Annotated in this window: 13 protein-coding genes; 3 read left to right on the top strand and 10 right to left on the bottom strand. The window is 68.1% G+C overall.

Features of this window, described 5'->3' with window-relative positions:
• Positions 1 to 44: 44 nt before the first annotated feature.
• The 5 genes from ABZS29_RS01275 to ABZS29_RS01255 form a co-directional block, all read right to left on the bottom strand.
• On the bottom strand, positions 45 to 1,748 hold the full coding sequence (locus tag ABZS29_RS01275; RefSeq protein ID WP_355457415.1) for an urease subunit alpha: 1,704 nt from the start codon (positions 1,746 to 1,748) through the stop codon (positions 45 to 47).
• Entirely contained in the window at positions 1,741 to 2,013 is a 273-nt protein-coding gene (ureB, locus tag ABZS29_RS01270; protein ID WP_355460807.1) for an urease subunit beta, read from the bottom strand. The genes ABZS29_RS01275 and ureB overlap by 8 nt, the downstream gene beginning before the upstream one ends.
• A 112-nt stretch (positions 2,014 to 2,125) precedes the next feature.
• On the bottom strand, positions 2,126 to 2,428 hold the full coding sequence (locus ABZS29_RS01265; RefSeq protein ID WP_355457413.1) for an urease subunit gamma: 303 nt from the start codon (positions 2,426 to 2,428) through the stop codon (positions 2,126 to 2,128).
• Positions 2,425 to 4,062, bottom strand: coding sequence for a hypothetical protein (locus ABZS29_RS01260; RefSeq protein WP_355457411.1), 1,638 nt, complete (start codon positions 4,060 to 4,062; stop codon positions 2,425 to 2,427). Before ABZS29_RS01260 ends, ABZS29_RS01265 begins: the two co-directional genes overlap by 4 nt.
• Before the next feature lie 103 nt (positions 4,063 to 4,165).
• Positions 4,166 to 4,561, bottom strand: a complete 396-nt coding sequence (locus ABZS29_RS01255) for a MarR family transcriptional regulator (RefSeq protein WP_355457409.1) — start codon at positions 4,559 to 4,561, stop codon at positions 4,166 to 4,168.
• 89 nt (positions 4,562 to 4,650) lie between these two features.
• Between ABZS29_RS01255 and ABZS29_RS01250 the strand changes: the two genes are divergently transcribed.
• Complete coding sequence (locus ABZS29_RS01250) at positions 4,651 to 5,718, top strand: substrate-binding domain-containing protein (protein WP_355457407.1); 1,068 nt, start codon at positions 4,651 to 4,653, stop codon at positions 5,716 to 5,718.
• 93 nt (positions 5,719 to 5,811) lie between these two features.
• Here ABZS29_RS01250 and ABZS29_RS01245 read toward each other — a convergent pair whose 3' ends face one another.
• Positions 5,812 to 7,188 (bottom strand): FAD-dependent monooxygenase, encoded by a 1,377-nt coding sequence (locus ABZS29_RS01245; protein WP_355457405.1) that lies wholly within the window; start codon positions 7,186 to 7,188, stop codon positions 5,812 to 5,814.
• Between the two features lie 92 nt (positions 7,189 to 7,280).
• On the opposite strand from ABZS29_RS01245, the gene ABZS29_RS01240 reads away from it, so the two are divergent.
• The gene (locus ABZS29_RS01240) at positions 7,281 to 7,895 is read left to right on the top strand and encodes a TetR/AcrR family transcriptional regulator (protein ID WP_355457403.1); all 615 of its coding nucleotides are present in this window, start codon (positions 7,281 to 7,283) and stop codon (positions 7,893 to 7,895) included.
• Positions 7,896 to 7,995: 100 nt separating this feature from the next.
• Here ABZS29_RS01240 and ligD read toward each other — a convergent pair whose 3' ends face one another.
• From ligD to ABZS29_RS01225, 3 genes are read right to left on the bottom strand one after another with little or no spacing between them, the layout of a single operon-like run.
• The gene (gene ligD / locus ABZS29_RS01235) at positions 7,996 to 8,961 is read right to left on the bottom strand and encodes a non-homologous end-joining DNA ligase (RefSeq protein WP_355457401.1); all 966 of its coding nucleotides are present in this window, start codon (positions 8,959 to 8,961) and stop codon (positions 7,996 to 7,998) included.
• A gap of 39 nt (positions 8,962 to 9,000) precedes the next feature.
• Positions 9,001 to 10,113 (bottom strand): branched-chain amino acid aminotransferase, encoded by a 1,113-nt coding sequence (locus ABZS29_RS01230; protein ID WP_355457399.1) that lies wholly within the window; start codon positions 10,111 to 10,113, stop codon positions 9,001 to 9,003.
• A 10-nt stretch (positions 10,114 to 10,123) separates the two neighbouring features.
• A complete protein-coding gene (locus tag ABZS29_RS01225; RefSeq protein ID WP_355457398.1) occupies positions 10,124 to 11,314 on the bottom strand; it encodes a helix-turn-helix transcriptional regulator in 1,191 nt (396 codons plus the stop codon).
• 266 nt (positions 11,315 to 11,580) lie between these two features.
• Here ABZS29_RS01225 and ABZS29_RS01220 point away from each other — a divergent pair, with 266 nt between their 5' ends.
• Complete coding sequence (locus ABZS29_RS01220) at positions 11,581 to 11,964, top strand: hypothetical protein (RefSeq protein ID WP_355457396.1); 384 nt, start codon at positions 11,581 to 11,583, stop codon at positions 11,962 to 11,964.
• Here ABZS29_RS01220 and ABZS29_RS01215 read toward each other — a convergent pair.
• Positions 11,948 to 12,748 (bottom strand): methyltransferase domain-containing protein, encoded by an 801-nt coding sequence (locus tag ABZS29_RS01215; protein WP_355457395.1) that lies wholly within the window; start codon positions 12,746 to 12,748, stop codon positions 11,948 to 11,950. The two genes, ABZS29_RS01220 and ABZS29_RS01215, sit on opposite strands and share 17 nt — an antisense overlap.
• Positions 12,749 to 12,814 lie beyond the last annotated feature (66 nt).

Raw genomic sequence — 12,814 nt, 5'->3', positions numbered from 1 at the left:
GTCATCTAGCGCCGAATAATCACCGACTAGCGCGAGCGTCCTCATCAGAACATCGCGTAGAGCTGGGCGAGCGGGAGGACCGTCGCGGGGGAGGGCTCGACCGGCTCGCCGTCGACGGCGATCGCGAACGTTTCGGGGTCGATGTCGATCGTCGGAAGCGCCGAGTTGTTCTTCATGTCTGCCTTCCCGATCGACCGCGTCGGCCGTACGCCGAGCAGTCGCCGACGCAACCCGAGTCGCCCGGCCAGCCCGTCGTCCAACGCAGCCGGCGAGACGAACGTGACCGACAGATCCGCCCCGATCGCATCGCCGAACGACGGCCGCATCAGCACCGGCTGCGGTGTCGGGATCGACGCGTTCGGGTCGCCGAGCGCGGCCCACGCGATCGCGCCGCCTTTGATCACCAGGCGCGGCCGAACCCCGAAGTACTGGGGATCCCACAGCACGAGATCCGCGAGCTTCCCTACCTCCACGGAACCGATCTCGTGATCGATGCCGTGGGCAATCGCCGGGTTGATCGTGTACTTCGCGACGTACCGGCGGGCTCGCTCGTTGTCGGCCGGCAGCCCGCCGTCGAGCGCGCCGCGGCGGTGCTTCATCACGTGCGCGACCTGCCAGGTCCGGGTGATCACCTCGCCGATCCGGCCCATCGCCTGCGCGTCCGACGACGTGACCGACAACGCGCCCAGGTCGTGCAGGATGTCCTCGGCCGCGATCGTGGTCGCACGGATCCGCGACTCCGCGAACGCCAGATCCTCCGGTACGTCGGGACTGAGGTGATGGCAGACCATCAGCATGTCCAGGTGTTCGGCGACCGTGTTCACGGTGTGCGGGAGGGTGGGGTTGGTCGAGCCGGGGATGACATGCGAGTACGCCGCGATCGAGAGAATGTCGGGTGCATGGCCGCCGCCCGCGCCCTCGACGTGGAACGCGTGGATCGACCGGCCCGCGATCGCGCCGAGTGTCGACTCGACGAACCCGGCCTCGTTGAGGCTGTCCGCATGCAGCGCGACCTGCAACCCCCAGTCGTCGGCCGCCCGGAGCGCGGTGTCGATCGCGGCCGGGGTCGAACCCCAGTCCTCGTGCACCTTGTAGCCGGCCGCGCCCGCGAGCGCCTGCTCCGCGAGCGCCTCGGCACTGACCGTGTTTCCCTTGCCGAGCAGGAGAATGTTGAGCGGGTACGCGTCCAGGCTGCGATGCATCTGCTCGAGATGCCACGCGCCGGGCGTCACGGTCGTCGCCTTCGACCCCTCGCTGGGGCCCGTGCCACCACCTGCGACGGTGGTGATCCCAGTCGCGAGTGCCTCGTGGAGTTGCGAGGGCGACAGCAGGTGCACATGGGAGTCGATCGCGCCCGCGGTCAGGATCCGACCCTCGCCCGCGATCACATCCGTCGACGGTCCGATCCGCAACAGCGGATGCACCCCGTCGGCGATGTCCGGGTTGCCAGCCCGTCCCAGCGCCACGATCCGCCCGCCACGAATCCCGACGTCAGCCCGAATGATTCCCCACCAGTCCAGAACGACGACGTTGGTGATCACCGTGTCCGGCGCTCCATCCGCCCGAGTCGCCGCGCCCTGAGCCATCGACTCGCGAATCGACTTGCCGCCCCCGAACACAACCTCCTCACCCCCGACCGTCCGGTCCTCCTCCACCTCGATCCACAAGTCGGTGTCGGCCAGCCGAACCTGATCCCCCACGGTCGGCCCGTACAAAGCGGCGTACGCAGCCCGAGAAATCTCAACCATGACGCTTCACCTGGATCCCTGGTACCAGGCGGGCGCCGCGGAGGGCGACGAGGTTTACCTCGCGGGAGGCGCCGGGTTCGAAGCGTTGCGAGGTGCCGGACGGGATGTCGAGGCGGAAGCCGGCGGCGGCTTCGCGGTCGAAGGCGAGGGCCGTGTTGGCGTCGGGGAGGTGGAGGTGCGAGCCGATCTGGACCGGGCGGTCGCCGGTGTTCACGATCACCAGTCGCAAGCGCTCGTCGGGGGCGCGGTCGGCGTTGAGCACGATGCTGCCGGGGCGGACGCGGATCGCTCCTGGTGCAGCGGCGGGGCCGGATGTTGCTGGGTACGTCCCCTGTTCTTCCTTACTAAGTCTACTCGGCTCTGCCATCGGGGCCGCCTTAAATGATCGGGTTGTGGATAGTCACGAGCTTGCGGCCGTCGGGGAACGTCGCCTCGATCTGCACGTCGTGGAGGAGCTCGGCCACCCCGGGCATGACCTGGTCGCGGGTGAGGACCTCGCGACCGGTGTGCATGAGATCGGCGACGGTGGCGCCTTCGCGGGCGCGTTCGATGACCCAGGTGCTCAGCAGGGCGACGGCCTCGGGGTGGTTGAGGAGCACTCCCCGGGCCAGCCGGTCGCGGGCGACCATGCCGGCCACGGAGAGCAGGAGCTTCTCGACGTCCGAGGGGGTGAAGTTCACCGGGCCGCCGGGAGGACGTGGTCGGCGACCTTGTCGGTGCTCAGGCACAGCGAGCAGACGGCCGCGTCATGCGTCTGGCACGCGGTCATGTCGGGTCGTTCGTAGTCCTGACGACAGACATGACACGTCAGTACGTCGCCCGACGGGTTGCCGTGCTCGTCGTACATGGGCAGGTCGAGCCCGTCGTCGGTACGCCGCAGGTAGTACTTCCCGCGGGTCGCCACCGCGAGCACCGGCGGCAGCACGAGCGCGAGACCGATCGCGACGAGCGGCGAGTACGGCTTGATCCCGTCGCCGAGTCCACCGAAGAACACCAGGATCGAGACCCCGGCGGCGACTCCCATCGACACGAAGCCGACCGGATTGACGGCGTACAGCATGCCGCGGCGGAACTCGGGATGCAGCGGCGACAGCTTCAGCAGGTACTTGTTGAAGACGATGTCAGAGGCAACGACCACGATCCACGCCATGCCGCAGTTCGCGTAGAACCCGAGGATCGTGTTGAGGAAGTCGAACATGTTCGCCTCCATCAGCACCAGCGCGATCAGCAGGTTCACGGCCAGGAACACCAGCCGCCCCGGATAATGCCGAGTCAGCCGCGTGTACGAGTTGGTCCAAGCGAGCGAACCGGAGTAGGCGTTCGTCACATTGATCTTCACCTGACTGATCACCACCAGTACGACGGCCAGCGTCATCGCGAGCCACCCAGGCAGGAACCCGCGGTAGATCTCGAGGAACTGATGCACCGGCTGATTCGCGATCGCCGCCCCGCCATCGACCTGCGCGATGACATAGACCGCCAGGAACAGCCCGATGACCTGCTTCAGCGCACCGAAGATCACCCAGCCCGGACCGGCGAGCAGCATGGCGGTCCACCAACGTCGCGAGTTCTCCGGCGTCTTCGGCGGCATGAACCGGAGGTAGTCGATCTGCTCGGCGATCTGCGCGATCAGCGACAGACAGACACCCGCCGCGAGCAGCATCGAACCGAAGTTCGCGTCCGGTCCGTAGTCGAGGAACGTCGAGACCGAGTCCGGGTGCGAAACAACCAGGTACACGAACGGCAGCACCATCAGGATCAGCCACAGCGGCGTCGTCCAGACCTGCAGCGTGGACAGCACCTTCATCCCGTAGATCACCAGCGGGAAGATCACCAGCGTCGACACGGCGTACCCGAGCCATAGCGGCACACCGAGCCCGAGCTCCAGCCCTTGCGCCATGATCGAGCCTTCGAGCGCGAAGAAGATGAAGGTGAACGACGCGAAGATCACGTTCGTCACGACCGACCCGTAGTACCCGAAACCGCTGCCGCGGGTGATCAGGTCGAGGTCGATGTTGTAGCGGGCGGCGTAGTACGCGAGCGGCAGTCCGGTCGCGAAGATCACCACCGCGAAGATGCCGATTCCCCAGAGGGCGTTGGTGGTTCCGTACGAGATACCGATGTTCGCGCCGATGGCGAAGTCGGCGAGATAGGCGATGCCGCCGAGTGCGGAGACGGCGACGACGCCGGTCGACCAGCGGCGGTAGCTGCGCGGGGCGAAGCGCAGCGTGTAGTCCTCGAGGGTCTCGCGGGTGGCCGCGGACTGAGTTGCTGGCGGAGTGGTGCGATGGTCGAGCGAGGGTTCAACAGACATGGCGGAACTCCTGGCGGCACCTTCGGGCGAGTGGTGCTCCGGCGGGCCGGCGACGCTGCCGGCGGGCGATGCACCCGAATGGAAGGAACCTAGGAAGCGCGTGTTACCGCAGTGTTGCCGATCCGCTACGTTCGTGTATTTCCATCTGGAAGTAATCCGCGAGCTCGGCCTCGAGCTCCCGCTGTACGGCGCTCACGCGCGTCGCGACCGTGGATCCGACCGGCGACAGCGCGGCGACGATACGACGCTTGTCGGTCGCATGGATCCGGCGCAGGACCAGACCGCGCTCGACCAGCTTGTCCACGTGCCGCGTCAGACTCGCCGCCGGCAGTACGGCGGACTCCGCGAGTACCGACATCGGTTGGCCCGGCTCCTCGTGCAGCGCGGCCATGATCCGCCACTGCTCGATCGTGAGCTCGAACTCGACCAGCAGCTCCTGCAGACCGAGCTCGATCCGGCGCTCGGCGCGCTTGAGCTGGAGCAACAAGCTGGTCGGCACGGCACCCCCTCTGTCTACGTGGTGGGAAATATAGCTCTTCGCTCGAAGTTCCGCCTCCGATTCGGTCACACTGAGCGCGGGAGGTGACAGTGCGCCGTACTGACGTGGTCTCGATCGCTTTCGTCGTTCCGCAGCAAGGACCGACCGGTCTCTACGGACCCTCCTGCCTCGCCTGCGGTCAGCTCGCCGTCGAGCAACTGAATGCCCGCAACGGGATCGCCGGGCGACAGATCGAGCTCGTGTACGTCGATGCCGGTCGCCCCGCCGAGGTGGTCGCGGAGGAGGTCGGGCGGCTCGTGGACACGGGCCGGATCGACGCGGTTGCGGGCTGGCACATCTCTGCGGTCCGGGTCGCTATCGCGCGGCGGATCGGTGGGCGGGTCGTCTATGCCTTTGCGGCGATGCACGAAGGCGGTGACGAGACCCCGGGTGTCTTCCTGCTGGGGGAGCGGCCGGTGAACCAGTTGCTGCCGGCCGCGGCCTGGTTGCGCGAGCACCATGGGGCGCGGCGATGGGTTGTCGTGGGCAACGATTATGTCTATCCGCGAGTGACCGGTTCGGTTGCCCGAGAAGCCTTGCGGGACAAGGGTTCTGAGATCGTCCACTCGGCGTACGTCCCACTCGGTACGTCGGACTTCCGCGGCGTACTGGATGAGTTGCGGACGACGCCGGCCGACGGGGTGATCATGCTGCTGATGGGGCAGGATGCGGTGCACTTCAACCGTCAGTTCGCCCGGGCGGGATTGAGCGAGCGGTTGCTCCGGCTCAGCCCGGCGATCGAGGAGAACACGCTCCTCGGCGCCGGCGCCGGGGCTAATGACGGATTGTTCGCGGCGGCGGCGTACTTCGACGGGACGCACACCGTGGAGAGCGGCGAGTTCGCCCGGACCTACTACGCCCGCTTCGGCGCCTACGCTCCCGCGCTGAACGCTGTCGGTGAGTCCTGTTACGAGGCCATTCGCTTCCTGGCCCGCCTCGGCGAGGTGGCCGGCTCGATCGACATCGGTTCGGTCGCCGCGCTGCCGAGCGGGCACTTCTACGACAGCCCACGCGGGCTGATGCGCCTCGACGGCAACCTGGTCGACCAGGACGTCTACCTCGCCGCGGCCGACGGTCTCCAGTTCACCATCCAGGAGCAGATCGCGTACACGCGCTGAGTGCGGATCGCCAGCCCATCACAATTGCGGTGCCGCCGCGCGTCGCCGTGGGGAGAGGTCGCGCTGGAGCAAATGTGATGGCGTGGCGGTCCGTCATGCCAGGTAGCCGTCGGGGCGGATGAGGATCTCGGCGCCGTCTGCAGCGTGGTAGCTGTCGAAGGCACTCGTGGAGGCGTAGGCGGTGCCGATGGGATCCGTGCGGACCAGGTCGACGGTGTGCGGGTGGGTTGCCGGCGTGGTGGGGGAGAAGCGGATGAGGGTTTCGTGGGGGCCGCGGAAGAGATCGAACAGGCGTAGGTGGTTGCCAGCGGCATCTACCAACGTGGCGTCGGGAGCGCGGTCGCCGGAGGTGAGCGCGCTTGTGTCGCTCAGGTCGCGGTAGGAGACGTCCAGTTGCTTGGTGTTCTCGCCGCGCTCCAGGGCCGACTCGTCACCGTCGATGTGCTTCTGCATCAGGTCCTCGCTGATGCCGAGGACGCGGGCCGCGTTCGTCCGGCGTTCGGTCTCGTACGTCGCGAGGATCTCTTCGCGGCCGTCGGCGAGTTTCCAGCCGAGGTTGTAGGCGTCCTGGACGCCGGTGTTCAGGCCCTGGCCGCCGGTCGGCGGGTGCACGTGCGCGGCGTCGCCGGCGATGAAGACGCGGCCGACGCGGAACCGCTCGGCGAGCCGCACGTTCGGGCGCCAGACGGTGACCCAAGTCAGGTCGTGCAGCTTGGCGAAACCGGGGCCGGCGTACGTGTCCATCAGGTCCTGCAGGACTTCGAGGGTCGGCTCGCGGTGCTCCTCGACGATCGGTGAAGCGAGCTGGAACTGGTCGCCACCCGCCAACGGCATCAGCACGATGCCCTCCATCGGGTTCTCCTTCTTGGCGAACCAGTACGACTTGTCGTGGTCGAGCCCGTCCGCCGCCACGTCGCCGATCAGCACCTTGATCGAGTCGTCCGTCGTACCTTCGAAGGCGATTCCGAGCTGCTTGCGGACGAGGCTGGCGCCTCCGTCAGCACCCACCAGGTACGTCGCCTGAACGGTCTCCCCGGTCGACAGTTCGGCGACGACTCCGGTCGCGTCCTGCGTGAACCCGACGATGGCCGTGTTCAGTTCGACCTGGACGCCGTACTCGGCGAGCTTGGTGCGCAGGATCTCTTCGGTGCGCGACTGCGGGAGCATGCGGCCGTTCGGGTACGGGATGTCCGGTGTGGGATCCACGAGTTCGCGCATCTGGCGCTGGTCGACCTCAACACCGTCGAGATGGATGTGAACCGTCGACCCGTCGATGCCTTGGCGGATGACCTCGTCGACGACGCCGAGGTCGTCGAACACCTCCAGCGTGCGCGGCTGCAGGCCGTCGCCGCGGGAGCCCTCGAAGAACTCAGTCGCCTTGTCGACGATGCGGACCGCGAGGCCGCGGCGGGCGAGGTCGACCGCCAGGGTCAGGCCGGTCGGGCCGGCGCCTGCGATGAGTACGGTCATGCTGGTCTCCTTGACTGAATCATGATTCACTGAATCTGTATTCACTATGAACCTGGCTAGGGTTCGGTGTCAAGGGAGTCGAGGAGGTGGGCGTGACGGAGACCGCGAGCCGCCGGGAACGGGCGGCAGGGACCGAGGCCGCGCTGAAGCAGGCCGCGCGGGAGGTGTTCGCCGCGCGCGGATACCTGAATACGAAGATCACCGACATCACCGCGGCCGCCGGTCGCGCGACGGGATCGTTCTACAACCACTTCGCCGGTAAGGAAGAGCTCCTCGAGGCACTGCTGAAGGACATGCTCGCGGCCGCGGACCAGCGAGTGCTGGACATCTCCGGGCACGATGACGACTTCAGCAAACGGTCGGCGATCCGCTGGCACGTCGCGATGTTCTGGCAGTTCTACCAGGACCACCTGCCGGAGATGATCGCGGTCAAGCAGGCCTCGATGCTCGACCCGGAGCTAGGCCGCCGCCTGCAAACGATCATGGCCGACGACGATGCCCACATGGTCGGGCACCTCGACCGGCTCCCCAACCCGCCGGCCGACCCCGCCGCGGTGATCACCGCCATCAACGCACTCACGGAGGGCTTCGCCTACACCTGGCTGGTCGTCAACCCCGCCAACGGCCAAACCATCGACTCCGAGGTCGCCATCGACCTCTTGACCGACCTCCTGCACCACGGACTGGCGGGGTCGGCGGACCGCTGACACTCACCAACTGCTCGTACGGCGCGAGGCTCCCGCGTGCACACGCCGGCGAGGTGGCCAGTTGCGGAGGTTGGTGAGTGGGGGCGATCCGCTCAGCCGGCTACTCCTCGGGCGGAGGTGGCTCTTCCGCGCCTTCGCGTTCGTCGCGCTCTGCCCACTCCATCAGTGGCGCGAGCGAGTGCGACTTGTCGTCGATGGTGGCGTGCAGGTCGCCCAGGTCGGCGAAGCGGTCAGGGACCGTCGCGATGGTGAAGGCTTTGGGGTCGACGGTGTCGATCTCGTCCCAGGTGATCGGGGTCGAGACCGTACCTTCGGGGTTGCCGCGGACTGAGTACGCGCTGGCGATCGTGTGGTCGCGAGCGTTCTGGTTGTAATCGACGAAGAGCTTCTTGGGATCGCGGTCTTTCCGCCACCAAGTGGTCGTCACGTCGTCCGGCACGCGTCGCTCGACTTCACGCGCGAACGCGAGCGCGGCACGCCGTACGTCGGAGAACCCGTACTCCGGCTCGACCCGCACATACACATGGATTCCGGAGCCGCCGGAGGTCTTCGGGTAGCCCACGATGTTCAGCTCGTCCAGGACCTCGTGGACGACGTGGGCGACGCTGCGGACGCGGTCGAACGGGCAGTCCGGCATCGGGTCGAGGTCGATCCGCCACTCGTCCGGCTTCTCGGTGTCGGCTCGCCGCGAGTTCCACGGGTGGAACTCCACAGTCGACATCTGCACGGCCCAGGCTACGTGCGCGATCTCGGTGACGCACAGCTCGTCGGCGGTGCGGTTGTACCGCGGGAACTTGACCTGCACGGTCTCCATCCACGGCGGTGCACCGTGCGGCAGCCGCTTCTGATGCACCTTCTCCCCGGAGACACCCGATGGGAACCGGTGCATCATGCACGGCCGCTCCCGCAGCGCCCGGACGATGCCGTCGCCGACGGACAGGTAGTACTTGACCAGGTCCAGCTTCGTCTCGCCGCGGGCAGGGAAGTACACCCGGTCCGGGTTCGAGACCCGGACCGTCCGCTCGCCGACCTCCAGCTCGATCGCCGGAGACTTCTCCTTGGCCATGCGTTCAACCTAACCGCCACAACCGACAAACGGCACGTACTACGCCAGTCGCGTCAGCCAACCGCGCGTGTCGGGCACCCGTCCGTACTGCACGTCCAGCAGCGCAGCGCGGATCTTGGCGGTGACCGGGCCGGTCTCCTCGCTGATCGTCAGGTCGCCGTCGGGCCACGCCAGACGGCCGATCGGAGTGATCACCGCGGCGGTGCCGGAGGCGAAGACCTCGGTGATCTCGCCGGACCGGACGCCGTCCTTCCACTCATCGGCGGAGATTCGGCGCTCTTCGACCTCGTGGCCGAGGTCAGCGGCCAGGTCGAGCACCGACTCGCGGGTGATGCCGGCCAGGATCGAGCCGGACAGCTCCGGAGTGGCGATCCGGCCGTCGGCGTACACGAAGAACATGTTCATGCTGCCGATCTCCTCGAGCCACTTGTGCTCGATCGCCTCGACGAACGCGACCTGCTCGCAGCCGTTCGCGGTCGCCTCGGCCAGGCCGACGAGGCTGGCGGCATAGTTGCTGCCGCACTTGGCCGCGCCGGTGCCGCCGGGCGTCGCCCGGACGGTGGAGGTGGTCAGCCAGATCGAGACGGGCCGGGGGCCGGTGTCGAAGTACGGACCGGCCGGTGACGCGATGACGCCGAACAGCACCTCGTGGGCAGGCCGCACACTCAGTGCGGCCTCGGTGGCGATCATGTACGGCCGCAGGTAGAGGCTGGTCTCACCGTCGGTCGCCGACGGCACCCACACTTCGTCCACCGTCACCAATGCCCGAAGTGCTGCCACAAACGCGTCCTCGGGCACCTGCGGCAGTGCGAGCCGCTGCGCGCTCGCAGTGAACCGGGCGGCGTTGCGGTCCGGCCGAAACGCCCACACTGATCCGTCAGCATGCCGGTACGCCTTCAGGCCTTCGAAGATCTCCTGCGAATAGTGCAGTACGGCGGCGGCCGGGCTCACGCGCAGCGGCGCATACGCGGTCACCTTCTGGTCGTGCCATCCACGGTCGACCGTCCAGTTCGCCACGACCATGTGGTCGGTGAACGTCAGACCGAAGGTCGGTTTGGCCAGAATGGCCTCCCGCTCCTCGGCACTGGCCGGATCACTCCGCAGCTCCACTGCAAAGTCCCACACATCACTCGCCGTCATTTCTGCAGTCACCCTCGGCACGCTACTCCCGACCGAGGCCTGAGGACGACTCGCTGCCCACAGTGCGGCCACCCCACGCCTCTGCGGCCAGCAGACGATCGAGATCGTGCAGTCCAGGCAGCCTCGGCTCGCGCGACCGGACCACGGCCAGCACGCGCTCGGCAACGCCGTACACGTACGTCGTGTGCCACTCGTCCGGCAGCTCGATCAGAACCCGCAGTGCCAGTGCGAGTGCCGCTGGGCCTTGGCCACCGCCGGCGAAACACTCGGCCATCCCCAACTCCAGCAGTGCACGCTCCTCGAGCCTCTCGCTAGGACAGAGCTCCAGTGCACGCGCGAACATCAGACAGCCCGCAGTCCAGTAGCCGAGGCTCGCGCAGACGCTGCCCTCCACCGCATGCACCTCGTACGGCGTTTGCCCGGCGCCGGTGCTTGCCGAGGGCAACTCGTTGGCGTAGCTGAGCACCTCCGGCAGCTGCTCGTGCGCTTCGACCACTCGACCGAGCCCGGCGAGGATGCGTGCCCGCACTGCCCGTGCGCCGAGCAGGTGATCCGGGTGGAGTGGTTCTTGCAGCGCGAGAGCCAGGGCTTCATCCGCCAGCGGCAGAAGCTCCGACAGCGCGCGTCCCTCGGAGAGCCCGCTGGTCGCCTCGCGGCTGCGGACGAGGCTGCTCAGCCCTGTGTCGCCACAGCCGTCCGCCAGTTGGCGTGCTGCCCACCACCATCGCCTGGCCTCGCCGACCCGTCCGCAGGCGGTGAGAGTCTCGGCGACCCAGACACTGAGCTCCGCTTGCCGGGCGTCGTGCCCTGCCTGGCGATCGGTCTGCAGGGTACTCAGCCGACTGACCAGCTCCGGCAGGCGTCGCGCCGCGGGGAGACGCCGGAGCTCGTCGAGCTGGTCCGGCCACTGCGGAAGCAGGACCGAGTCCGGGAGGGCCGTCGTGAGTTGCTGCCAGGCGGTCTCCAGGGAGTGCGTCCGCATCGCGGGTGTGCCGGTGCGCGCCTTGGTGGAGGTCCGGCGATAGGTCTCGACCAGCCGGTCGCCGGTGCCGAGCTCGCCGTCACAGAGGCGCGCCAGGTCCGCCGATCCCGGGCGTTGGCCGCGCTCCACCTGGGACAGGTAGCTGTGGTCGTACCCGACGCGGCCGGCGAGTTGGCGCAGGCTCAGGCCGGCCGCCTGCCGGCACTGTCTCAACTGGGCGCCGAACGCCACTCCGGAGTCTGTTTGAGGTTGGGTCTGCGTTTGGGTCACAGGATCGCCCCCGTTCGTGCTGCGGGCCCTCCGGTCCGCTCACTGGTCCGCCTGGTGGTTGCGGTGCGTGTCGAAGAACCTACAAGGCCCCTCCGACAAAACCGGTGGTGCTGGGCCGGGGGTCGATTTCTCTTGTGGTGTGGGCTGTTTGGTGAGGTGTGGGCTGTTCGGGGAGCCCACTGCTCACACCTGGTGGGGCAGGTCGCAGGTGGGCAAGGCTTTCCGGCATGAACACGATGCGGCGGCAGGCTCGGCTCTTTCGGCTGGTGCGGCACGCCGACGCGTCCGGGCTGCGGGGGACCGGCACGCTGGCCGAGGGCGTCGAGTGGTCCGACGGCTCCGTTGCGCTGCGCTGGCGTGGCCCCTGGCCCAGCACCTCCACGTGGGACCGCGTCGAAGCGCTCCTCGCCGTGCACGCCACCGACGGTCGGACTCTCCTGCACTGGTCCGCCGACCCGACCACCCCGATGCTCCAGCAAGCGCCCAGCCCGCAGCCATCGACCCGACCAGCCGATCAGTCACCACCGGTGGTGTGGCTGCCGGCACCCGGCCTCGACGGTCTTTGCGCCCGCTGCGGCCAGCTCTGGCCCTGCCTCAGCTGCGGGCCGTAGTGCCTCGACGGGTCGCCACGGCCAGCAGGTAGCGGGCCGGCAGTTCGACCGCGCCGTCGGGCCGGGTCCACTTCGTGGCGATCTTCTCCAGGGCGAGGGCACGCACCTCGTCCAGCCGGCCTGCTTTCTCCAGTAGTGGGAACGTCGCAACACCGAGCGGGTGCTGGGCGATCCGCGTCGTCCAGTACTCCTCGGCCGAGGCAGCGCGGAAGGTCAGGTCGTGCACTGTGGAGGAGACCTCGAAGCCGAACGGGCCGAACAGCTCCGACAGGGCCTTGGGGTCGTGCCAGTCGATCCGTCCTTCCATGGCCTCGCCGGAGCCGGTGATCTCGCGCATGGTCCGCGCAAGGATGCCGACGACCTCGTCGACGCCACCTGGCAGCCAACTGGTCAGCAGCACCCGGCCCGCCGGGGTGGCGACCCGGGCGAACTCCGCCGCGGCTGCCTGTGGGTCGGGTGCGAAGATCACGGCGAAGTTCGACAGCAGGACGTCGGCCGAGGCGTCGGGGAGCGGGATCGCTGCCGCAGTGCCGTCCACTGCGGTGATGTCGCGGTCGCCCGCGGCCGCCTGGATCACTTCCCGCAACCGCGCAGCCGGCTCCACCGCGGTGACCTGCGCGCCAAGGTCGGCGGCCAGCAGGGCGGCGTTCCCCGTCCCAGCGCCGACGTCGACCACACGCTCACCCGGTTGGAGCTGTGCCGCAGCGACGAGCTCACGCGCAGCAGGCGCCAGGTCTTTCGCGGTCGACTCGTATGTGCCCTGTCCCCAGTCGATCTGACTCATGCGCACACCGTAGCCCTGGCGGTGATCGGACAGGGACGGCAATCCGACAGCGCCGGTCCATTGACC

This window comes from Kribbella sp. NPDC005582 (assembly GCF_040605415.1).
GTDB lineage: Bacteria > Actinomycetota > Actinomycetes > Propionibacteriales > Kribbellaceae > Kribbella.
Note: the sequence above shows the minus strand (reverse complement) of the source record. Positions and strands in the feature narration are given on the sequence as shown.